This is a genomic window from Yoonia sp. GPGPB17, from assembly GCF_037892195.1.
GTDB lineage: Bacteria > Pseudomonadota > Alphaproteobacteria > Rhodobacterales > Rhodobacteraceae > Yoonia.
On record NZ_JATACI010000004.1, the window covers coordinates 14,669 to 37,241 of the forward strand.

The window sequence follows — 22,573 nt, forward strand, 5'->3', positions numbered from 1 at the left end:
TAACAACTAAGTGGCAGGATCGAGCAATGCCCGTCATCGTTATGGCAAGCCCCAAAGGTGGGGTTGGAAAATCGACATGCGCCGTTCTTCTGGCGTCTGAGTTCGCCCGCATGGGCGCGGACGTCACGGTGCTTGACTGTGACCCGAACAAGTCTCTTACCCGGTGGGCATCTCATGGCGTACCTTCCGGTGTGACCTTGAAGAGCGATGTTGGTCGGTCTGAGATCGTTCCCACCATCCGGAGCGCGGATGGTGACGGCAAGATCGTCATTGTGGACCTTGAAGGGGTTGCCTCCCAGCTCGTCAGTCGGGCCATCTCCCAGGCGGATTTGGTGATTGTCCCGATGCAGCCGACAGCACTGGACGCAGAGATCGGCTCCGAAGCACTGGCGTTGGTTCGGGAAGAAGAAGAAGCGCTTGGGCGGTCAATCCGGCATGCTGTGGCGCTGACCAAGACCAGCGCAGCCGTCAAGAGCCGCGTCCAGAAGGAGTTGGAAGAACAGCTCAGCGGAGCAGGGATCGACGTGATCGAGCCGTCTCTGGTCGCGCGCGCAGCCTTCTCGGAACTGTTCGCCTATGGGGGCGATCTGACAGCGATGATGAATGACCCGGAGATGGTCACAGGCGGCAAGGTAGATAAGGCGTTGGCAAACGCTCAGGCATTCACGGAGGCAGTTTATGAGCGGCTCAAATAGGCTTGCGGGGCTGAAGGCTCGTTCGAAAGGAACGACCGTTGAAGAAGTCCGGCGCATAGATGAAGTTGGCGAAGCGCGGGGATTTCTCGACCGGACCCCTCGAAAGAAGCCCGGTCGAAAGCCAAGCCCGAGGACTTACCAGTTGCACCCAAAGGTTTTTCCAAAGGTTGGCGAAGCCATAGCAGCAGAAGCCGAAAGGCTCGGTGTCACACAGGGTCAGCTGATCGAGATGTTGTGGGAAAAATATGAAGGATTGCATTAACCAAAGGGTGTGATGTTAGGCCGATGTTAAGAAAGAAGAGCGCAATGCGACCAATCGGGATTGATCTTTTTGCAGGGGCAGGGGGGCTAAGCCTCGGCTTCGAGCAAGCTGGCTTCGACGTAAAAGCCGCGATTGAGATCGACCCCGTGCATTGCGCCGTTCACGAATTTAACTTCCCTGAAACAACGGTAATTCCAGCATCAGTTGCCGAGCTTTCCGGCGATGATGTCAGGCAACGTGCTGGCCTTGAGGGCAAGAAGATCGATTGCGTCTTCGGAGGTGCGCCGTGCCAGGGTTTCTCTTTGATCGGTCACAGGGCGCTCGACGACCCACGCAACCAACTCGTTCTTGATTTCGTGAGGCTCGTGCATGAGCTCGATGCAGAGAGCTTTGTTTTCGAAAATGTCAAAGGCCTCACAGTCGGCAAGCACAAAGCATTCCTGAAGGAGTTGGTAGGGGCATTTGATCGGGTCGGTTACGAATGTCGTTTGCCCTGGAAGGTGCTCAATGCCGGTCACTATGGCACACCGCAATCGCGCGAGCGCTTCATCCTCATGGGAGTGAAAAAGGGCAGGGCGCTTCCCGACTATCCAGCACCGACGACCAACATAGCCGGTCGGCCGAAACTCTACCCCGAGCTAGGTTTTGGACCGTCCTGTGCTGAGGCGATCGGGGATCTTCCTGATGCCGATACGTTTGAGACCCTAAACGCAAGCGATGCCGTCAAGACGAGCCGCTTTGGTGACCCCTCTGACTATGCCGCGGAGCTGCGCGGTCTAAAAAATGACGCATGGCATTTCGGTTATGTGCGCGAATGGAATCCTAATGTTCTCACGTCGAGCGCCCGTACCGGCCACACCGAGATTTCGCGTCGGCGTTTCCGACAAACGGAAGAGGGGGCGGTCGAGCCGATCAGCCGGTTCTTCAAGCTTCCACAGGGCGGCGTTGCTAACACGCTTCGCGCCGGAACGGACGGTGCGAGGGGCGCATTCACCAGCCCGCGCCCGATCCATTATCGTCATGCGCGGTGCATCACCGTGCGAGAAATGGCGCGCTTGCACGGATTTCCAGACTGGTTTCGCCTTAACGCGACCAAGTGGCATGGCGCGCGGCAAATTGGCAATGCGGTACCGCCGCCTTTGGCCAGGGTGATCGCCACGAAGATGATTGAAGCCCTGGGCATCGAACCAACTAGGCCAGAAGAAGCCTTATCGCTTGGCGGCCCAGAGCTCCTGACGCTTGATCTCTCGCAGGCATCACGCCGGTTTGGGATCACACCGCCGCCGAGCAAGCGTGATCGAAAGAGCGGCGCGAAGAAGCGCAAGCAGGAAGAGATCGAGGAAGAGATCAACGCGGGGAGGGTTGCCTATGGCTAAATCACCTAACCGCTATGGAGCTCTGATCGAGAAGATATTCTTCGACCGCTATAGCGGCGGTGCGACCGAACTCGAATTTGCCCGGACCGACATCGAAGATGCGGCCGAGGTTTTGAACATCAAGCTTCCGAAGAACCTAGGCGACGTGCTCTATTCGTTTCGGTTTCGAGCGGCATTACCCGAGCGGATCGTCGACACACAGCCCGAAGGCATGGAGTGGGTGATCGAGCTCGCAGGGCGGGCCGTCTACAAGTTTCGTATGGTCAAGATCAATCGGGTCTTACCTCGTGAAGACCTGGTGACGATCAACATCCCCGATGCGACCCCCGAGCTGATCCGAGCCTATGCACTCGACGACGAGCAAGCGCTTCTGGCGATCGTGCGCTACAATCGGCTGATCGACACGTTTTTGAGCCTCACGACCTACAGCCTTCAGAACCATCTTCGCACAACGGTCAAAGGGATTGGGCAGATCGAGATCGACGAGCTCTACGTCGGGCTGGACAAGCGCGGCTGCCACTATGTGATCCCCGTCCAGGCCAAGGGCGGCAAGGATCAAATCGGAATCGTGCAGACAAGCCAGGATATACGCTTCGTCGAAGAGAAGTTTCCTGGGATGCGGTGCAGGGCGATCGCTGCGCAGTTCATGGACGCCCAGGTTGTAGCGCTCTTCGAGCTCACGCTACAGGACGACGAGATCAAGGTCGTCGAGGAACGGCATTATCAACTTGTTCCTGCTAAGAAGCTCGATCCGGTCTCGATCAGAGATTACCGAGACTGACATGGTAGAACGGACCTACGGCAGTTTTCAGGATGTCGAAGGCATGCATGGGTACACTCGCGACGATATTGCGGAAATGTCGAAAGATCAAAAAATCCGCATGATGGTCAGCTGGTTTCATGCGCATTTTGAAGACCCCGCTCATCGTACTCCCTACGAGTCCCGCGAGGGTGGGTATCAGTGGATTTGGGGTGGACCTCACGAAGCGAACGATGAGGTTCAAGACGAATTCGGCGAGGTAGTTGAATATGAAATTATGAAGGAGGCAATCGACGAGATCGAAAGCGATGGCCTCTTAGAGTGGGCTCCACGAGAACAACCAGGCGATTACGATGATGATGGCGTCCTGAACGGAGAGATCGTTGATGGCGATGAGGAATGGCCACCAATCATTGTGACATCGCAATCACCTATTTCTGAACCGGCGGCGCGCCAAGATGTTGCCGCGCGGCTCGATGAGCTAGAGGCCTTAATCCAGCCTCTCGTATCGCCGCAAGGTATGATGGGGCATAATCACCCACCTGAGCCGCTAGAAGTCGAGCATCCGTGCTCTCGGGAAGAATGGCTCGCGCTCAATGAAGCAGTAGCCGCCATCCGCGAACAAACGAAGGCTCAGGAACCGGATGACGCCATTGTCGCAGAGAAGACGCTTACTTTGGGTGCTGTAGCATCAAAGCTCGCGGGGTGGCTCAAGGTGCGGGCGGAGAAAGGCATTGATGCGGCTCTTGTTGCGTGCGGAACGGCGGCAGGCGCGAGTGTAGTTGTGAATATTCAAAGCATCGTTGATGCGTTGGGGCGTACCGTTCAGTCCGTGAGCACGTGGATCGAAAGCTTTCCTTGGCCGTTCTGATATAGCTGGTGCCCCGATCACACGGTCTTGATGCTGGCGATGGAGAACCGCAACTATCCGTTACTAAAGAAGCTCTCCCCTGAGATGCCTGCTTTATCGAAAAACGCTTGATTGCGCGCGCGTGCGTCACCAATCAGCTGATCCCAGCCCAGAAGTTCGATGGAACCATGGAAACCACTGTTGGGACGATAGATCCTGCCACGTCCATCAGCAGTCCGTTGCCAAGAATAGGTCCACGTGTCCATCTTGCCCACGATGTCAGCGACAATGTAGCAGTAGAAAATGGTGTTTTGATCCAAAGAAATTGGGCGGCCACGGACGTCTGACAAGCCTCCAGATTGAAGCTGCTTCACATAGCGCTCATGGGCGAGGCACAGCATGGCCGGATCGAGCGCATCCATGACCCTGCGCACTGTCGCGTATGACGGGACAGGATGGCCTTCGGCCTTCGCCGACTCCGCGATGCGTCGGTGGATCGAAGCCACTGACAGGCGCGGCTTCTGCACCGCAAGGGCCTCGATCTGTTGCGTGAGATCGACGTGCAGCTTCCGGCATCCGGCATCGACGCGCCCGCGCCGCACCAACCCTGCAAGGCCACCATCACGGTATCGCGCCGCCCACCGGTGCAGCGTTCGGACGGAATGACCCGATGCCTCCGCCACTGCCGTCAGCGGGACACCGATCTCAAGATGCGGCTGCAGAACCCGGAACCGGTCCATCGCGGCGGCACGATCTGCGTCTGAATACGCGGTCAGGCTGTCCGTAAGAGGATCGGTCACCGGACGGTTGGAGGGAGTGCTGCCCTTGCCAGGTTTCTTTGACATCGTCTTGTATCACATGAATGGTACGTATTCTTTTGCAATAGAGGTAGCTCTATCGTACGACTGAATGATGACAACGACCCAGATCGGCTACGCCCGCTGCTCCACCGACAAACAGGACCTGACCGCACAGCGGGAGGCGCTTGTCGCCCTCGGCGTTGACCCGGATCGTATCTATACTGACCACGGCCTCACAGGCCGGACCCGCGACCGACCAGGTCTCGATCAGGCCCTGGCCGCTGTCCGCGAGGGTGACACCCTTGTCGTGACCAAGCTCGACAGATTGGCCCGGTCAGCACCAGACGCCCGAACCATCGCGGACGGCCTGGCTGAACGCGGCATTCGCCTCGCCCTGGGTGCAACGGTCTATGACCCCACCGACCCTATAGGAAAGATGTTCTTCAACATCCTCGCCACATTTGCCGAGTTCGAGTCCGACCTGATCAAGATGCGCACCCGCGAAGGCATGAAAATCGCCCGCGCCAAGGGCAAGCTGCGCGGCAAGAAACCAAAGCTTTCCGAAAAACAGCACCGCGAGTTGCGCCGCATGTACGACACCGGCGACTACTCGATCAGCGACCTCGCAGATGTCTTCGCCGTCTCCAGACCGACGATCTACCGGACGCTTCAGCGCACCGAGAGCGCCAACTAGCGTGCAAAAATCAGTGCCACTCACCGTGAAAAGTCACATCAATGGGGCAGGGGAAGGATCTCCCAAAAACGACCGTTTTTGGCGCAATGGTTGTGACATGGGGTTTTTGTCCGATATGAGAGCTACTGCTGCAGTATTTTGACGTTGCGATCCCGAACCATTTTCTGAATGGTCTGAAGCAAGTACAGGTGCAGCTTGGTGTAACTGACCGCTCAGCGAGAACGGCCCGAAATGGTACCTTTCTGTCACCGGCGAAAACGACCCTTTTTGTGGCAGTTGGATGGCCTAAGCTAAGCTATTGATCTGGCGATAGAGCCGCTGCCGCAGAGAGCGTTCGCAAAAGTTGGCCCCGACGAAAACGGTCGTTTTCGCGGCGGATCTTCTATACTTCTCCCTCACACACAGAACGCGTTCATTTTGCATACCATCTGATTTGATCGCTCAGTTGCTGTTCAGCGCTTGCCAGCGGCAGTGAACCCGATCAGTGATATCTCTGGTGCAACTTCTTGCTGGGCTGCATCAAAGAATACAATGGACAGCGCTCTGCCCCGTTGCATCGCAGTGATGAGTTGAGGGGTCAGGGGAACACCCGCGAAACATCCGTCGCTTCTGCAAATCTCGAAGGGGAAGGCTTGCTTTGTTTGACCATCGATCTGCATGGTCCATCCAGGGCTCAAAAGAACTCCCAAGGGAAAGGACAGCAACAGCGTTGGGGTGTCTCCGCCATAAACCTGGGCCTGAAGGATGAGCCTTTGCGTTTCGAGTTGCACAATAGTCTGTGACATACGGCAAGGACCTTCATCGGTGCATACAACCTGCCAATCCTCAAAGCGCGAACCCGTGATATTGGACTGTGCGATGGCCGGGAAGGACAGCCCCAAGATGACCATTCTGATCACCCAACGATAAACCGCCTGGAAGTGCAACTGCATCTTGTGAGTACCTTTCAAAGCTGTAGACACAAAGACTAATCCCGCTCATCTTGTGCAAGAGCCTGTTTCAAATAACCCCATGATGATTTGAATTAAGACCTACATTTATGAAAGTACTTTTTCCACGATCACCACTGGTGAGACAATCTTTAGTGACGTTTATGTGTTCTGTTCTTGTCAGTCCATGCGTTGCTCAGACGATCACGGTAGACGGCGGGACGGCGACTGGCGTTTCAATAGCCCCAAATGGTCGTTTGAACGTTCAGCTGGCCCCGGCAGACACTGCTGGCGTCAGTTTGAACACGTTCTCAGCATTTTCTGTTCCACAGGCAGGCGTCGATCTAGACAATCAGAATGTCTTGGCAAACACCATCGTTAACGAGGTTACATCAACCTCAATTACCCGTATCGAAGGGCCGGTCACCGTATTGGGCCAACAGGCGGATGTCATCATCGCCAACCCCAATGGTATCAGTGTGAATGGCGGTCACTTTGAGAATATCAGCAACCTCGGGTTGATTACGGGTAGTCATCTGCGAGGTGAGCCTAGTCTATCGTTCACGCCAGCGTCTGACACTAATTTGGTGATCAGAGGTCAAGGGCTCAGTGGTACCATGCAGGAGCTTGCGTTGATTTCGCAGCGGATGACGATTGATGGCCCCATCGGGGGTGTTGAATTAGATACCGGTCAACATGTCAATATGATTGGCGGGCAACAAGTCGTCACTTTTGACCGGGTCAGATCCGGTCTTGGGCAAAATGGTGCGAACTTGCTTCCGTGGGCTATGGCAGTGCCAGGCGAAGGGACAAGCAATGACGCATTGGTCGTCGATATTACGCCTAACGGTTCGCTGACCGCAGGTCGGATCAGCGTGACTGTGACTGATCAGGGTGCTGGTGTCAGATTTGCAGGTGATCAGTTAGCACTGTCGGGGGGCTTTAATCTAAGCAGTTCCGGTCTTTTGACGATGAGTGGCGCAAGGATCGATGCGGAAGAGGCGATCAACATTGTCGCGAAGGAGGTTGCGCTAGATGCCCGCGATATGACACCGACCGTAATCTCGTCTGCCACAAGCGGTGTCACAATAAGTGCTAAAGACGGCGATATTCATCTGGAGAATACGCAAATAACGGGTCGGATTGCATCCTCGGGAAATCTCGCATCGCTTGGTGGTGTGACCTTGTCAGCCACAGGTGAGATCGCGTCCAGCGCAGATAGTGAAATTACATCTACGATTGATCAGCAGGCAAACCCGCAAAACTTGAGCGGCGTCATCATCAATGCAGGCGAAGCAGTGTCACTTCAGGCGACAAGCATTACAGCGAGCGACGATATCCGCCTGAATGTCATTGGACCGGTTATCGTCGATAACGCATCTGTCCAAAGCGGTCGCGACCTGTTGTTGCTGGCGACCGGAGCGATTGGCGTCGACGAAAGTAAGCTTACGGCTACCGCTAACGTGACTGTTAGCGGTCATGAGTTGCGGTTCGGGAGTCTGGCGTCCGAAGACCAACGTACCACGCTGATCGCCGAAACCGGGGGCGCCGTTTTACGAGCTTCGCAGGGCGATATCTTGAATTATGGTAGTTTGATTGAGGGACGTTCTCCCAATACCACCGATCCTACATCGTTGGGTGGGCTGACAGTAGATGCCGCTGGCGACATAACTAACAGGAGTTTGTCTGTAGATCGGTTGGCTGTGATGTTTGCCCGAGCTGACGATTTGGTGGTGCGGGCAGATGGTAGTGTTCTCAACCAGACAGGGCGACTGTTCTCAAATAGTGGTATTTTTGTTGATGCAGGCGACAATATTATCAACGAAACAACAATTACTGGGCTGCAGTCGCCGCTGTCGGTCAGCAGCACAGAAGGTGACCCATACCTCACGTCTCTCTTCCTGCGGCGCAGTCAGACCACGCAAGTGCATGTTGATCACGGCGACGTTGCGATCGCCGGTGAACAAGCGCGCATCCTGTCGATTGGTGATCTAAGCCTCTTGGGGCGTCATATTGTAAACGATGGCGGTGCGATCAATGGACGAAGCATTCGACTGCAAGCAGAAATTGATATAGTGAATAGGCTTCGCCAAACAGGCGCACTATCGTTCAAGAAAACTTGCAGATGGTTTTGCGAAGTGAGCGGAAGTGACACGCTTTCTCGGGTTGGTGGAACTATCACGGCAAGTCAGGATCTATCATTCACGGCCGGGTCCACCGTGCAAAACCATGCAGGCACGATTGAGGCTAGCGGTAATATTCTGATCACTGCCCCTCAAACACAGATGTTGGCTTATGTCTCGCCTCTGCTAGTGCAACAGCCAGCAGGCTTGATAGGCCTTTTTGGCGGTGAGCGCAGTTATCTTGTTTCGCAGACTCTCGCAGGTATGTTCAAGTCAAACGCAGGGCAAATCACGATCAACGGTGATGTCGAGCTTACAGAAGGGCAGCTCCTTGCGCCCATTGAGGTGACGGTTACGGGCACCACTGTCCGAACAAGCGTAGTAGAACCTGACTATACTATCGACCGCAGTCCACTTGGCCTGCCCTGGGCTCTGGTCCACTAGAAAATGAAGTTGAGTATTATCGGTTTTGCCGTCGTCTTTCCGGCTGTGGCCTTTGCGCAAGGGCAAGATGCTGGACAGCGATTGCAGGAGAGTGAGGAGCAAAGGCGGGCTCTGACTGCCCTGACCCAACCGACAGCATCACAAGAGATTTCAGTTCCGGCGGTAGCGGGACCAGTAGAAGAAACACCCTGCTTCGATATCGATGCGATCATCGTTCGCGATGCAACGATATTTGCTGAAGAGGACTTCGCACCGATCTTAACTGAGTTTGCAGGTAGGTGCCTGGGCAAAACAGGTATCAACAACCTAATTGGTCGTATCTCCGCCCTCTATGCCGATGCAGGCTATATTACCACGCAGGCTTATGTCCCCGAACAAGATATCAGTCAGAGAAAACTGGTCGTAACTGTGCTTGAGGGACGGGTCGCATCATTCGTTTATCAGAGAACGAATGCAGCTGGCGAAGTACAAAACGCGCCGCCACGTAAGATCGCATCTGCAATGCCTCTGGCCCCAAATGATATCTTTCAGCTGCGCGATCTTGAACATGGGCTGGAACAGATGAACAGGCTGCCGTCGGTGCAAGCGGATGCAAACCTGAGTGCTGCTGACATTCCGGGCGCCAGCGTTATCACTGTAACAGAGCGGACAAACGACTGGCTGCGTGGGGTGTTCGGATACGACAACCGGGGAGCGGATGCTTCAGGTAAAGAACAGTTGCGTTTCACACTTGAGGCTGACGACCTACTGAACATTAACGATCTTTGGACCTTCAACTATGCAACATCCGAGGAAACCAATGCGGTTTCACTATCCTTGTCCGCGCCTTATCGGAAGTGGCTGTTTTCAAGCGCATTTTCCTATTCCGAAGAGGATAGCCCGCTAAACGCGACATCAGCATTGTTCACTCAAACGTTGAACAGCACCCTGACGGCCGAGCGACTTCTGTCACGCAATGCGACTACAAAACACTGGGGTTACCTGTCTCTCGGCACCTATCGAAACGAGCGCTTCGTTAACTTGGCACCACTGACACCACAACGTCGATCCGCAGTCCGTTTGGGATGGCGCGCCGAGCATCGCGCCCCGACATATGTTTTGGCAACAGATACGCGCCTTTCTTTCGGCGCGCGCTTCCTTAATGCAGATTGGGAAGATGAGCCAGCGGACGAAACCGTCCCTACATCAGATTTTCGCGTTTTGCGTAACCAGCTGACATATTTACGGCCGTTTGAAAGCGGTCGGCAAATGTCACTTTTCCTAACAACGCAAGTGACCGATGAACCGCTCTTTTCAAACGAGCAGGTTGGTCTGGGAGGTTGGGATACTATCCGCGGCTATGACAACAACGGCATGAATGGTGATCGCGGTATCACACTGCGCAGCGAGTTTGGCTTCCCCGCACGGACCGTCAGCTTAAATAGCTTTGGTGGCACAACGGACGCTCAGGTGCGAATGTTCACATTTTTTGATATTGGACGCGTTCAGGACCTAGCAAACGAACGGGCTGAGACCTTGTCGAGCCTAGGCGCTGGATGGTCGCTGCAAATTGGAGGTGTCACCCTCGATTCAGCGATCGCTGTGCCGCTTAATGAAGGCGCGCAAGACAAAAATGACACTTTGCAAGGCTTCGTGAGAATATCCACCAAACTGTTCTAACAAAGGTTGCATTATTCGATCTGTCGATCTTAACTGAAGTAACGTTTTTGAAAGCTGAAGCGTGTTCAGAATGAACTTATTTTTACATCGAAACATAATTCCTGCGATTGCACTTGCTGTTTCCATTCCGTTGACGTCAACCGCTCAAACGACCGATGTTGAAGATCCAAGCAGCGTTGCTTCAGGACTACGTGCACTTGAGGTTGCCGATTTTGATCTTGCCGCCCGTTCGTTTCGAACGGCATTCGAGGCTGGTGATCCAGAGGGAGCATTCTTGCTTGGCCGTATGCTCGAGCTTGGGCTGGGTAGTCCGCCAAATCTGGATGCTGCGATCGGGCCTTATGTCGTTGCCAGTGAAAGTGGGTCGGCCGCTGCCAAAAATCGGCTGGGGCTCTTGCATATGCGCGGCGAACGGGTGTTGCAGGACTATGAAGTCGGGGCTGCCCTAATCTGTGAAGCCGCTGAGCTTGGGGATATCAACGGCGCATTTAACTGCGGTCGCATTCTGCTGGAAGGGCGTGGTCAAGAGCCAGACATGCAGCGAGCAATCGACCATGTTAAGTTTGCCGCTGATAATGGACACATTGATGCGATGAACACACTGGCCCGGATAAACTTGTCCGATCTCGGGCCTGATCATAATGTTGAAGCCGCAAAGCAACTTTTTGCGCAGACTGCCGCACTTGGTCATCCTGACGGATTGCACGGACTTGGTGAATTGCATGCTTCCGGGCTACTGGGACAACAGGATTTAGTGTCTGCGCATCAATATTTTAACTTGGCCACTGCATTCGGGCATCCAGATGCGGCACAGTTGCGGGCGACGCTTGAAGCTGCGATGAGCACGAGCGACATACTGCTGGCGCAACAGCGTGCACGTGAATGGCAGGCGCAACTTTCATTGGAAGACTGATACCAAAAAGCTGGGCCTTGACCCAAGCTACGTCATAATTGCTACAATTTTAGAAGAAAAGATCGAACATGATGTATTACAGAACCTCGCAGCGCCAAAAGAACACACCAGTTCGTAATTGTGTCAGCCTAGTTTCGTCAGCCGCGATCGTGCTGAGTTCTGTTCTGCCATCTTACGCGCAGGATGTGATTGTTGATCCCTCAGCACCGGGAACATCCTTTCTACAGTCCTCAAACGGAACACCCCAGATCAATATTGCAACCCCGCAAAGCGGCGTTTCAGTTAACAACTTTACGACATTCAGCGTAGGCGAGGACGGGTTAATCCTGAACAACGCCACATCCGGCGGTGTCAGCGTGATCGGGCAAAACGTGACGGCAAACCCGAACCTTATGGTATCTGGCCCTGCAAATACAATCGTTGCCGAGGTCACTGGTGCAGCGCCATCTTCACTCAACGGCACGACAGAAGTCTTTGGTCAGAAAGCGGCTGTCATCATTGCCAATCCAAATGGCATTGTCTGCAATGGCTGTGCCTTTTTGAACTCGTCACAGACGAGCCTGACAACTGGTCGTGCGACGGTCACAAACGGGACTGTGAACGTCAACGTGACTGAAGGTATCGTGACAGTAGGTTCTGACGGGTTCGCGCCAGGCGAAAACGGCAACATTTTTGCACGCGAAGTGATGCTGAACGGCCCGATTGCAACAACTGGCGGTGTGCAAGCAGGAAACCTGATGGTTTCTGGTGGCGCACAGCAGGTAACCGGGGCGCAAGAAACAGTCATCGGTAGTGATCAGATCGTTGCCGCACCCAGCACGACAGCGCGCAATACGCCATTTGCCGTTGACGCCAGTGATGCGGCCAATCTGACAGCTGCAAATATCACCATTCTCAACAGAGAGGCCGGGCAGGGCGTCAACCTTTATGGCGCATTGGACGCTCAAACAGCGACTGCTGCCTCTGCAGGGGACCTTTTTTACAAAGATATTACGCTCTCAGGCTACGGGATCATCACTGGATCGGAGGTACGTCAATACGGAAACGTTGATGCAGCAGGGCTAAGTATCAGTGGAGACAAGTTTACGCTCTACGATGGTCGCGTTATCGCAAGTGGCGGTAATATTGACATCATCGCATCGGACTATGTTGTCATCGCGGGAGAGGTTAGTGGCAGTGATATCGTATTCGACGTTTCAAATGGATCACTGATCAACAACGGCTTCTTGATCGCTGACCATGATTTGGTGGTTTTTGCAGGTGAACATATCACGCAACAGCGGCAGATCGCGGCAGAGTATGACGTCAATATCGACCCGATCCTGCAACAGTATGTAGATGCCTACTATCAGCAATTGGCCAGTGGGGGCGAAATAGGTGCTATTGCCGCCGAGATGATTGCGCGCGCAGGTTTAACCGAAGCAATCGCTGAATATGTTGAGCAGGGTGCATCTTCGACTGCACAGAATATCTCTCTGATGACCGACACTGGAGATGTCCAAAACATCGGCGGGGCTATGGCCGCGACGCGCGACATAGCGATCTTGTCTGGTAATGATGTCATAAACACCGCAATCGGACTGCAAACTAAGCTGGGCCCTGAAGATGGATGTTCAGCCTCTGATTGTGGCTATCGCACTGATTATAACAGTGCGGAGTTGCTTGCCGGAGGTGAAATATGGGTTTCAGCTGAGCAGGATATCCGGAACGAGGCGAGCACGATCGCAGCTGCGGGCGATTTAACTCTGAAGGCAGGACGCGATGTCGAGAACACACTCCAGTCCAATAACTTCGTCGCGATCGAGGAAATAACAGAGAGTGACACGCTCTTTTTTGTAGGTGGCCATACTGAATGGAACAGGACGATATTTGCTCCTGCGTCACTTGCCTCGCTTTATGGGGACGTGTCAATCGAAGCAGGGCGCAACTTTGCCTCTATTGGGTCTGATGTATCAGCTGGTGGTGATATCAAGATAGAAGTCGAAGGTGGTGCGGAGTTGTCGTCTGTAGTTGCGGCCAACCATAGACTACAACATGTTGCCACAAATGCATGCGCTGGTTGTCACTATCCTGACAATTGGACAGTTACGAAGTCGCTCTCGGTCGACTCAGCACATACACGCCTCACCGGAAAAAACATCACCATTCACACAGGTGCCGATGCAACATTGCTAGGTGTTCACATGAATGCGCTTGAAGATCTGATGCTTCTTTCGCGCGAGGGGAAGGTCGTCATTGACAATGCTCCTATTCCTGATGGTGTCGCGCTTGATTCTGTTATGGAACAACAAATTAACCAGTTGACCGGCTACTTAACAGATGAGCTGTTTTATGCAGCTAACAGTGATGAAACGCTTGCCGACGGAATTCATGAATATCTGGAGAGCCGTGATGCGCGGTTCGAACAGGCGCTTACGGATCAAACAGATAGCTCAGCGGCTAATGAATATTGGAACTTTGTGAAAGGTAACGAAGCCCTGCTGGCCGTAGAAGCGCTTGCCCGTGCCGAAGTCGGTTCTGACATCAGTGCAGCAGCCCGCTCTGTCGGTTTACACGACGGAGAATTCCTGCCTGGCGGGTTTGTCAATACTGACATAGACCCGAACTCAGTATTGGTTAGCGGGACAGGTACATTTGGTGAAGAGAGCCTCATGCAGGCACTGGTTTCGGAGTATTTTCCAAATATCACCAATGATTTGGTAGCCTCGCTTGATGTCAATGGAGTGGCCGTCGATCAAAATGGCAACCCGCTATTTGTTAACCATGATCTCACACTACAGGACGATCAAATCGCGTTCATGCGCGCGACTGAGGCTTCTTTTGCCGGGTATGACCCCGTCAGGATGGTTAGTGCGCTGAGCCAGGTCTTTGCCGATGGCGATGTTTCCGTCTTTAGCGCACTCGGCACCAATATTAGCGATAGCATCATAGATGCATCGGGTGCCCTGAATGTCGCTTCGTCCGGTCATCAAACGGCTTACAGTTCAAGTCTAAGTGGTGGCTCGGTCCAAATTACCAGTATCGGTGATTTCCTCGCAGGCGGTCTGAACATCGACTCAGAAACCGACCTCCGGATCGGTGGTACGGGCGCGGTGGAGATTGGAACGGTTGCTCGGACCTATGACAGCGATACCGGTTTTGACAATGTTGCCGGATCACTCGCGGATGAAACTTGGACGAACAACCACACTATTATTTCACAAGAGCTGTCAACATTGGTTGCAGGTGGTGATCTTACGATAAATCCGGACGGTAATATTCTTCTCGCGGGAACGAAGATCGATTCCGGTGAAGACACGCTCCTTGCCACTTCTGGAAAACTGGGGTTGTTGGCGCCCCGCTCAGTCGTTCAATACCAGTCCGGCGGTTCAAACAATGGAACGGACATCTGGGATGTCCAACCACATGTGACCGAAGTAGCCAGCGGTGGTGATTTCACAGCGCTTTCTGGTGATACCATCTTGATGGAAGGGGCTCTGATCGAAGCCACTGGTTCCGCCAACATCGCAGCAGCAAACGACATCATGCTTTCTGCTGCAGTTGAAGAGTATAGATACGAGAGCAGGTCATACAGCCGTAACTGGTTCCGAACCAAAAGATCGCGGCGCACGGTTTCTGAAACCACGCATGATGGCACCGACATTATCGCCGGTGGCCTGCTTAACATCGAGTCCCAGACCGGAGATCTGATCCTTGCAGGCACTGCACTCCAAAGCCTTGCGGATGACATCAATGTGTCTGCGACGCAGGGCGATATCCTCGCGGGCACCTTTACAGACACACGGGAAGAATATCGCAAGACAAGTCGGTCCTTCCTGTTTGGATTGATGTCCTCATCAAGCGCTAGCCACAACCTTTATGAAATGCTGACCGGGACCGATATCCTCGCCGATGTTGATCTCACGCTCGTTTCTGGCGGCAACACAGAACTCATAGGTGCTCAACTTTCCGCAGGTCGAGACCTGAGCCTCAATGTAGGCGGAGATCTGATTGTTGAAGCAGCGATCAATACAGCAAAAGAGTCCTACTACGAACAAAACGTAGGGCTCGTGCTGGCGACAACAGCGACAGAGGAATCTCATCGCGAGACGGCGGTTCTGACCACCTTTAACGCTGGGGGCGACATCAGTTTCTCGGTTGGAGGGAACACTTACGTTACATTGTACAACGAAGGTGGCGAAGACAGTCTACCGTTGAGCGAACTCTATCCAGAGGAGCTCGAAGCGCTTGCCGGACTGGTCCTGCTGGATCAAACCCTGCTTGACGAATACTTCTACGACGAGACTAAGCAACTCTCACCTGCCTTCACGGTCGTTCTCACAACCGTTCTGACTCAAGGGTTCGGGACATACCTGACAGCCGGTGCGCTGCCTGGTCTGAATGTGGGCAATCTGGTCACGCTGGCCGATGGCACAACCAAGACGGTTTACACTCTGACCCATGCGGGCAAGGCCGTTGCGTCTATGGCGGCTTCAACAACCGTGGGGATCGCAAACGGTACCATCTCCGGCGAATTCGATATGGGCGAAATCCTCAAAGGAGCCGCCATCTCTGCAGGAACGCAGTTCCTGACCAGCTCAATCAATCTGAAGGCGGTCGACCAACTGGATGATGCGGCATTGGCAGAAGGCTACAGTAACGCAGCCTTTGGCGCGGTAGACGAGCTTGGGACCCGCACGCTGTTCGGCGGCACGTGGGGTGAAGGTATGCAAGCCTCGCTCTTCGGCGGGAACAACCTGACCGGTGCTGCGATCATGGAGGGCGCGTTTGACGCGACCCTTGGCGCCGGGATCAATTCCGCAGTCACGGGGGCTGATTTCAACGATGCGTTCAAGACATCCTTCGTCAGCTCGGTCGTCGCGCTGGGACTGGCCGATACACAAAACGAGATCGGCGATCTGTTTTCTGACGCCAACGGTAACCCCATCAACGGCGGCGAGGGGTCCTTGGGCCACGTTCTTCTGCACGGTATGGCAGGTTGCGCTGCGGCCGAGGCACAGGGCGCAGACTGTGCTGCCGGGGCAGCAGGCGGTATATCATCCGCATTACTATCGGGGTATTTTGAGCGAAACCCATACGAAGTTGATCCGGCACTATCTCCCACAGATCAGGAAGCTGCACGTCGCGCCTATGAGGCCGACCTTTCGGAACTTGTTGCTACTGCAGCCGGTTTCCTTGCTTCGTCCGGCAAAGCAGAGAATGTAAGCGCTGCCGCAGCGATCGGTTTGTCGGCAACACAGCATAACCGACAGATGCATCCCGATCTCGCAAAGCTAATTGGGGCCTACGCGGAAGATTTTGCACGCGAACTGGGGCTCTGTGATAGCAATGGCGTTTGCTCTGCTACCCAAGTTCAAGCTGCTCGCGCGTATTTGGCGACTGCTGCATATCGTCGTGATGATTTCGCAGTCCGATTGGAAGTAGGCTATGGTGCCGAGGTTGAAGCTGGTATCGCCTTCCTTGACGGTCTAGCCGCTCAACCCGATGTGCTCGCTCAACTTGGCGTGACCCATGCAAATGTCGTTGCCGCAAGCGAAGCGGATCTGCATGACGCAAGCGTTAATCTAGAGTTCTCAAACAATGATCTAGTTGCCGCACTTGTTGCTGATATGATTGCTGTTGACGCGAGTTACGACGACCGCATCCTAACGGCGAACGCATCTCCGACCGCTATACTAACACTGACAACACTAGCGACCAATCCAGCCTTCTTCGACACGCTCGATGTAGGACAAACAACACATTTGCTGACCGAGCTCGGACAAAATCTAGCGCCTCTTGGCAGCACCGCTATAGGCGGGGGCGCAGGTGGCTACATTGAAATGGTGGAGCTGATTAAACGAACCAGTGCAGAGAACCCACAACAAGGTCAACTCTACATGCAGGCATTGCTTGGCGATCAGATGCCAGAAGGGACCACACCTGACGATCTAAGCTACTTTGGCGCAGCAATGATGGCGCTACAATCAGAGGTCTTTATTGAAGCGTTCATCAATGATTACGTAGGAGGCAGCAGAACTGATTTCGAAGCATTCGTCGCTGCTCAAGGGGTTAGCATACAGCGCAGTACCGGCGGGGCTTATATTACAGACACAGCTCCACAAAATGGAGCGTTCAGAACAACAGATGCGGTAAGTGTTACTGGTGCTAGGAGCATTGATAAAGCACAGTCATATGAAACTGGTGTGCGTGAAATCTACGGCGGGGCTTCACTATCGGATCGCTCTTTCACGGTCATTGTCGATGGTCGTCGAGTGAACGGGATTGCAGATGACGTTGCGGTGATTAACGGCAGAACAACGGCGGTTGACGCAAAATTTACCGACGATTGGGCTACATCAATCCGTAACCCAAACAGTCCAAACGGAACCCAGCCTTGGGCTGTTGCCGAACAGCAAAAGATGATTAATCAAGCAAGGAACTACTCTGAAGCGTTCGATGGTGGAGCCATTTACCATACGAACAATCCAGCTTTGGCACAGCACTACACAAGAGTTTTCAACGATGCTGGAATTTCCAACTTTGAATTCGTTGTGACGCCAACACGGTAGGGTAACCTCTATGAAAAGACCAACGACACATATGGAAAATGTGCTCGGGAGTAAGATAGCCCAACCTGATGAACTTGAAATCCCGGGTTCAGAAGAGTTCGATAGCGACCGTGTGCTATATTTTTCGGTTAAGAAAGGCCAAAGTGCTCGTGCCCTGTTTCAAAGAATACTAAATTTCTCTGATCCCCCAAACGCACAGTCAGGCGGCGCACACGAGGGTGGCTGCCTCATAGAAACGACGACATCTGAGATATTTTGTGCCGTTCGGTTTAGGGGTGACCTAGTTGGCTGGAGAAAGGATATTGAACAGGGTGCGGCTGCAGTAGGAAGCGAACTTGCAAGGATCGAAAACGGCAACTTAGTAACCTTTGATGGACGGTCATTCAGTCTTACTGAATGCACGATTGAATTTACTTAATCACTGGACCTGTCGCGCTTTTGTGCCACCGCAAATATGCCCATCAAATAGACAGATACGCGCGACCTCAGATCGGCCTTACGTTCTGCGTGTTCAACTCCCACACAGCATCTACCCACGCAAGCTCTTGCTCAAGCCGCTGAATGTGCTCGCAGCCGCAAAAGCTTTCCAGCAGCATACCCAACGCCATAAACTCCAGGCGATAGCCGACGAAGGATCGATTCACGTCAGACAGCCAATCGTCGACCATGGCGGCTCGTCGAGTGGGGGCAGCCTCTGCAACTTGGATTCGCAACAACCGGCCTTCTTTCTCGATCTCGTACAGGTCATCATCGATATTCGGATGAGCATGCAGGATGCTGGGGTCATGGTGTTCCGGCTTTCCTCCGACAGCCAACTGGAAGCCCCATTCCAACATCAGAGCTATCGCCTGCAACCGCATGTAAAGGGCGGATTGATCGCCATCATCATAACCATCATCTGGCGGCTGATAGAGCGCGATCCTGTCCGACAATGCACGGGCGGTTGTGGCATTCACCGATGGGGCACCATTTTTCCAACCGAGGTACACCTCGTCCTGCCGCGAGATCACATCGACACAATAGGCGCACTCCCGATACCTGGCGGCCAGCAGGGCACCTCTTACAACATCATTGACGTAGATGCGCGGCGCGGGCGCACCATCTTCCTGGCGGAACACAATCGATCCACTTGTCAGCTTTTCATCAGTCACCGTTCCCGATCCCCGCGTTGCTTCTGAATGACATCCCTGATGCGCTCTTCCCGCGCATTTACCCGCTCGATCTGTTCTGCGCGGTCATCAATCTGTTCACGCTGTCGATCAGTGCGTTCGTTGACGCGGTCTGCCTGTTCAAGGCCTCTGTCACTGTCGCGAGCCGCTCCTCCAGCGCGGTCTGTCTGCTGGCCAGCCGCGCTATCTCGCCGGAACAATGCTCTGTATATTTCAAGAGCTGCTGATCCGTATTCTGTGAGGCGGAGACCAATGTTTCGGATATGGCGGCCAAGCTCTTGAACTCTTGCAAGAGCGCTTTCTCTAAGCTGGTTAACTGGTCCATCGCCCCCTACTCCCCAATCCTGACGCAGGGTGTCCGTGTTTCCCCGCATTGATACATCTGCATTGTCGTCGCGGGCAGCATCAGAACCTCCTGCCCGTCGATCTCTATCAGGCTGATCCCGCTCAGCGCGTTGATCCTTGCTTCCTGCTCCCTGATCTCCACCCTCCGATCCAGCCATGTCCCTGCCGTCTCTGTCGCGCTGATCCCGAGATAGCTCATCACCAGCCATGGCATCATCGCGATGATCGCGGCTGTCACCGCGCTGACGATCATGATCTTTCTCATGGTCCGCCTTGGCCTGATCTCGATCTCTGTCAGTGCGCTCAGCATCCGGTCCCTGCTGGCGCTGATCTGCGCCTCGATCTCCATAATCTGGACGTTGATACTTTCCCTGGTTTGCTTCAGCGCGTCGGTCGATGATTGTCGCAAGTTCTCCGCGAGCTGCGTCAGCTCGTTCTGGATCGCGGCCTCCATCGCCCTGGCGTCCTCCGCCGACCTGGCTTTCAGTCTCTCGGTGATACTCTGCGGCCCTGGTCCATCCTGCGTCATAAATCCGTCCTTTCAATCGCCAGCGCTCACCGCTCTCGGGGTCAAGCGCAGTCACGTAATTCTTGCCTGCACGCGGCACATCGAACCCCGCGTCTTTCAGCGAGGTGATGATGTCGTCGCGGTTGGTGATGACACCGCTCACGATGCGGTCTTCGAGATAACTTGTGATCGCCGTGCGCGCGTCCTGCCTGTCGGCATTTTCAAAGCTGAACTGCTGCGACCGCGCACGGTCTGGATCATCTGGTCGTGCCCAGCCTTTCTCATAATTCCAGGCATCCCTGAGCGGCGCGTAGGACTTCTCCCAACCCGGTGGCGCGATATTGAGCGCCTTGCCCGTGGAGAGTTCCATGCGCGGCACAAGGAAGTGCAGCTCGACCCGCCCTTCCCCGGTATGGCTGTGACGAACCCAGGTGATGTCGTACTGGTCCCGCTCCAGCCCCGCAAAGGCCAGCCGCTCGAAGTCATTCATGACCTTCTCCTGGTCGGCCTTGCTGGGTGCGTCAGTTGGCGCAAAGCTGATCACGCCGGTCGTAAAGGTCCACTTGCGATCCTGGCTGTCGATCAACTCACGGGTCTGCTGGATGTCACCCCGCACGACCTCCGGCGCATTGCCCTCCCGCCCTGCCCGCTCTGGATCAACGAGGTAGTTGGCAATGGCACCGCCACCGCCCTTGCCGCCGAAGAACTTGATCAGCATGGCCCGCCACCCCGTGCATATGACCGGGTCGTGGCTGCCCTTAGCGTTTTGCGCAAACAACGCGGAGAGCGCTGATGACCGAACACAGACAACTGAGCATCTTTATCGAAGGCGTTCGCTGGGCCGCGCTGGCACCGGACCCACTGACGGTCATGCTGCGGATCGAGGACTGGTTCGTGGCCCTGCCATGCGGTGTGCTGACTATCGAAGAACGCAACGATGCGATGATCCGCGCGCAGATCGCAGCACAGCGCCAATACGCGGCCACTACCGCTCATCGGGGATCTCGTAGGCCTTGCGCAGGGCCGCCAGCTCACGATCAATCTCAATGAGCCGTCCGATCACCGCCGCACTGTCGGCATAGCGCTGATCCCGGTTGGCCCACCGAGCAAGCTGGTTGAGGTTGTTGCCCAGCCGCGCCAACTGCCGCAACAGATCGGGATCAACCCGCCGCAGCTGATGACGCCGCTCGACACGCACACCGTCCAGTGTGGGGTCCTTTGCAGGACGGGGCGAAATGACACTCTAAGGAACTACTTTGAACTACGTTTGTGCCGAAAGCGGTGTTGCGTGAATGACTGCTTTGGCGAAAAATTTTCAGTGACCCATCTCTTCGATTATGTAGCCAGCGGCTCAGATGAATTGGTCACATTCCGTCTTCACAAAGATTAATTTGCGTCGTAGCGTCGCAATGCTTTGGTCCGGGCGGTGCGCTGTCTGGTTAAAAGGGAACGCGGTGAGGCTTAGCCATCAGGCACCAAATCCGCGACTGCCCCCGCAACTGTGAGCGGTGAGCAAAGCCGGAATATACCACTGTTGCGCAAAGCGCGATGGGAAGGTCCGGCAGAGCGACGACCCGCGAGTCAGGAGACCTGCCCAAGCCCTCACCCTGTTCGGACGCGAGGGGCGTTTCGGACTGCGGACCTTCCGCTCGTGGTGTTCCAACGTTGGCGCGGGAGAGGTTCGTCTTATTCCGTGTGACATAACACTAGTAACGTGGTTCTTTTTGGAGCCGCGATTGAGGGATAAAAATGACCCGTTCCACTCTGCTGGCCTCTGTCGCCATTTTTTCGTCACTGACAACCACTGCATTCGCGCAAGATACATTTGATCTGGGCGAGATCATCGTTTCCGGAGGTCTGTCACCTATTGAAACCGCCCGCTACGGCGGAGCGGCAAGTGTCATCACTGCGCAGGATATTGAAGATCGCGGTATCACGAATGTCCAGGATGCGCTGCGCACCCTGCCTGGCGTCTCGGTCAACGGATCAAGCAACACATTCACCCAAGTGCGTATTCGTGGCGGAGAGGCAAACCACACACTGATCCTGATCGATGGCGTCGAAGCCGCAGGCGGCGATGGTGAGTACATCTTGAGCGGATTGGAAACCGCCAACATCGCACGCATCGAACTGCTGCGGGGGCCGCAATCGGTCTTTTATGGCGCGAATGCGTCGGCTGGTGTCATCAACATCATCACCGATAAGGGTGAAGAAGGGACCACCGCACGCACTACGCTTGAGGTTGGTGATGCAACGACTGCAACCGCGTTTGTCGCCCAAAGAAATGCTCGTGGCGGTATCTCACTGTCGCTGTCACGCACGGATGACGAAGGCTATGACCAGTCCGGCGACGGGGGCGAAAAGGACGGCTTAGAGCGCAATACCGCAATCCTGTCGGGTGATTATCTTGTGACAGATGATCTGAGACTGGGTTTCACGGTGCGGCGGTCAGAAGAGCGCTATGACTTCGATGACACACCTTTTGGATCGACTGA

The 22,573-nt window shown here is 54.6% G+C and carries 17 protein-coding genes and 1 riboswitch; of the genes, 12 read left to right on the forward strand and 5 right to left on the reverse strand.

Annotated elements, in window-relative coordinates:
• The first annotated feature begins 26 nt into the window (after window positions 1-26).
• The 4 genes from QTO30_RS21310 to QTO30_RS21325 all read left to right on the forward strand — a co-directional run bounded on the left by QTO30_RS21310 (window position 27) and on the right by QTO30_RS21325 (window position 3,964).
• Window positions 27-695, forward strand: coding sequence for a ParA family protein (locus tag QTO30_RS21310; RefSeq protein ID WP_340426194.1), 669 nt, complete (start codon window positions 27-29; stop codon window positions 693-695).
• Between the two features lie 306 nt (window positions 696-1,001).
• Window positions 1,002-2,333, forward strand: coding sequence for a DNA cytosine methyltransferase (locus QTO30_RS21315; protein ID WP_340426195.1), 1,332 nt, complete (start codon window positions 1,002-1,004; stop codon window positions 2,331-2,333).
• A complete protein-coding gene (locus QTO30_RS21320) occupies window positions 2,326-3,114 on the forward strand; it encodes an endonuclease (RefSeq protein ID WP_340426196.1) in 789 nt (262 codons plus the stop codon). The genes QTO30_RS21315 and QTO30_RS21320 overlap by 8 nt, the downstream gene beginning before the upstream one ends.
• 1 nt (window position 3,115) lies before the next feature.
• Window positions 3,116-3,964 (forward strand): hypothetical protein, encoded by an 849-nt coding sequence (locus tag QTO30_RS21325; protein ID WP_340426197.1) that lies wholly within the window; start codon window positions 3,116-3,118, stop codon window positions 3,962-3,964.
• 53 nt (window positions 3,965-4,017) lie between these two features.
• On the opposite strand, the gene QTO30_RS21330 is transcribed toward QTO30_RS21325, so the two are convergent.
• Window positions 4,018-4,788: a helix-turn-helix domain-containing protein gene (locus tag QTO30_RS21330; protein ID WP_340426198.1), complete on the reverse strand. Its 771-nt coding sequence runs from the start codon at window positions 4,786-4,788 to the stop codon at window positions 4,018-4,020.
• Between the two features lie 64 nt (window positions 4,789-4,852).
• Here QTO30_RS21330 and QTO30_RS21335 point away from each other — a divergent pair, with 64 nt between their 5' ends.
• Window positions 4,853-5,437, forward strand: a complete 585-nt coding sequence (locus QTO30_RS21335; RefSeq protein ID WP_340426199.1) for a recombinase family protein — start codon at window positions 4,853-4,855, stop codon at window positions 5,435-5,437.
• A gap of 452 nt (window positions 5,438-5,889) precedes the next feature.
• Here the strand turns inward: QTO30_RS21335 and QTO30_RS21340 are convergent, their stop codons facing one another.
• The gene (locus QTO30_RS21340; RefSeq protein ID WP_340426200.1) at window positions 5,890-6,369 is read right to left on the reverse strand and encodes an invasion associated locus B family protein; all 480 of its coding nucleotides are present in this window, start codon (window positions 6,367-6,369) and stop codon (window positions 5,890-5,892) included.
• A 161-nt stretch (window positions 6,370-6,530) separates the two neighbouring features.
• Here QTO30_RS21340 and QTO30_RS21345 point away from each other — a divergent pair, with 161 nt between their 5' ends.
• From QTO30_RS21345 to QTO30_RS21365, 5 genes are all read left to right on the forward strand, one after another.
• Window positions 6,531-8,933: a filamentous hemagglutinin N-terminal domain-containing protein gene (locus QTO30_RS21345; RefSeq protein WP_340426201.1), complete on the forward strand. Its 2,403-nt coding sequence runs from the start codon at window positions 6,531-6,533 to the stop codon at window positions 8,931-8,933.
• A 3-nt stretch (window positions 8,934-8,936) separates the two neighbouring features.
• Window positions 8,937-10,592, forward strand: coding sequence for a ShlB/FhaC/HecB family hemolysin secretion/activation protein (locus QTO30_RS21350; protein WP_340426202.1), 1,656 nt, complete (start codon window positions 8,937-8,939; stop codon window positions 10,590-10,592).
• 70 nt (window positions 10,593-10,662) lie between these two features.
• Window positions 10,663-11,505 (forward strand): tetratricopeptide repeat protein, encoded by an 843-nt coding sequence (locus QTO30_RS21355; protein ID WP_340426203.1) that lies wholly within the window; start codon window positions 10,663-10,665, stop codon window positions 11,503-11,505.
• Window positions 11,506-11,654: 149 nt separating this feature from the next.
• Complete coding sequence (locus QTO30_RS21360) at window positions 11,655-18,056, forward strand: two-partner secretion domain-containing protein (RefSeq protein WP_340426204.1); 6,402 nt, start codon at window positions 11,655-11,657, stop codon at window positions 18,054-18,056.
• Between the two features lie 10 nt (window positions 18,057-18,066).
• Window positions 18,067-18,474, forward strand: a complete 408-nt coding sequence (locus QTO30_RS21365) for a hypothetical protein (RefSeq protein WP_340426205.1) — start codon at window positions 18,067-18,069, stop codon at window positions 18,472-18,474.
• Window positions 18,475-18,541: 67 nt separating this feature from the next.
• Here the strand turns inward: QTO30_RS21365 and QTO30_RS21370 are convergent, their stop codons facing one another.
• Both QTO30_RS21370 and QTO30_RS21375 read right to left on the reverse strand, forming a co-directional pair.
• Entirely contained in the window at window positions 18,542-19,207 is a 666-nt protein-coding gene (locus QTO30_RS21370; protein WP_340426206.1) for a hypothetical protein, read from the reverse strand.
• Entirely contained in the window at window positions 19,204-20,796 is a 1,593-nt protein-coding gene (locus tag QTO30_RS21375) for a relaxase/mobilization nuclease domain-containing protein (RefSeq protein ID WP_340426207.1), read from the reverse strand. The genes QTO30_RS21370 and QTO30_RS21375 overlap by 4 nt, the downstream gene beginning before the upstream one ends.
• A 74-nt stretch (window positions 20,797-20,870) precedes the next feature.
• On the opposite strand from QTO30_RS21375, the gene QTO30_RS21380 reads away from it, so the two are divergent.
• Window positions 20,871-21,128 (forward strand): hypothetical protein, encoded by a 258-nt coding sequence (locus QTO30_RS21380; RefSeq protein WP_340426209.1) that lies wholly within the window; start codon window positions 20,871-20,873, stop codon window positions 21,126-21,128.
• Here the strand turns inward: QTO30_RS21380 and mobC are convergent.
• Window positions 21,064-21,276 (reverse strand): plasmid mobilization relaxosome protein MobC, encoded by a 213-nt coding sequence (gene mobC / locus QTO30_RS22200; protein WP_445327204.1) that lies wholly within the window; start codon window positions 21,274-21,276, stop codon window positions 21,064-21,066. The two genes, QTO30_RS21380 and mobC, sit on opposite strands and share 65 nt — an antisense overlap.
• 200 nt (window positions 21,277-21,476) lie before the next feature.
• Window positions 21,477-21,690, forward strand: a riboswitch (cobalamin riboswitch).
• 137 nt (window positions 21,691-21,827) lie between these two features.
• Here mobC and QTO30_RS21385 point away from each other — a divergent pair.
• Window positions 21,828-22,573, forward strand: a 746-nt coding sequence (locus QTO30_RS21385; protein ID WP_340426210.1) for a TonB-dependent receptor, incomplete at its 3' end; no start/stop codon positions are given.

Coding starts and splice junctions, on each gene's coding strand:
- QTO30_RS21365 (WP_340426205.1), top strand. CDS start 18,067: ATGAAAAGACCAACGACACATATGGAAAATGTGCTCGGGAGTAAGATA.
- QTO30_RS21310 (WP_340426194.1), top strand. CDS start 27: ATGCCCGTCATCGTTATGGCAAGCCCCAAAGGTGGGGTTGGAAAATCG.
- QTO30_RS21340 (WP_340426200.1), bottom strand. CDS start 6,369: ATGCAGTTGCACTTCCAGGCGGTTTATCGTTGGGTGATCAGAATGGTC.
- QTO30_RS21320 (WP_340426196.1), top strand. CDS start 2,326: ATGGCTAAATCACCTAACCGCTATGGAGCTCTGATCGAGAAGATATTC.
- QTO30_RS21345 (WP_340426201.1), top strand. CDS start 6,531: ATGTGTTCTGTTCTTGTCAGTCCATGCGTTGCTCAGACGATCACGGTA.
- QTO30_RS21375 (WP_340426207.1), bottom strand. CDS start 20,796: ATGCTGATCAAGTTCTTCGGCGGCAAGGGCGGTGGCGGTGCCATTGCC.
- QTO30_RS21325 (WP_340426197.1), top strand. CDS start 3,116: ATGGTAGAACGGACCTACGGCAGTTTTCAGGATGTCGAAGGCATGCAT.
- QTO30_RS21355 (WP_340426203.1), top strand. CDS start 10,663: ATGAACTTATTTTTACATCGAAACATAATTCCTGCGATTGCACTTGCT.
- QTO30_RS21335 (WP_340426199.1), top strand. CDS start 4,853: ATGATGACAACGACCCAGATCGGCTACGCCCGCTGCTCCACCGACAAA.
- QTO30_RS21330 (WP_340426198.1), bottom strand. CDS start 4,788: ATGTCAAAGAAACCTGGCAAGGGCAGCACTCCCTCCAACCGTCCGGTG.
- QTO30_RS21350 (WP_340426202.1), top strand. CDS start 8,937: ATGAAGTTGAGTATTATCGGTTTTGCCGTCGTCTTTCCGGCTGTGGCC.
- QTO30_RS21380 (WP_340426209.1), top strand. CDS start 20,871: ATGACCGAACACAGACAACTGAGCATCTTTATCGAAGGCGTTCGCTGG.
- QTO30_RS21315 (WP_340426195.1), top strand. CDS start 1,002: ATGCGACCAATCGGGATTGATCTTTTTGCAGGGGCAGGGGGGCTAAGC.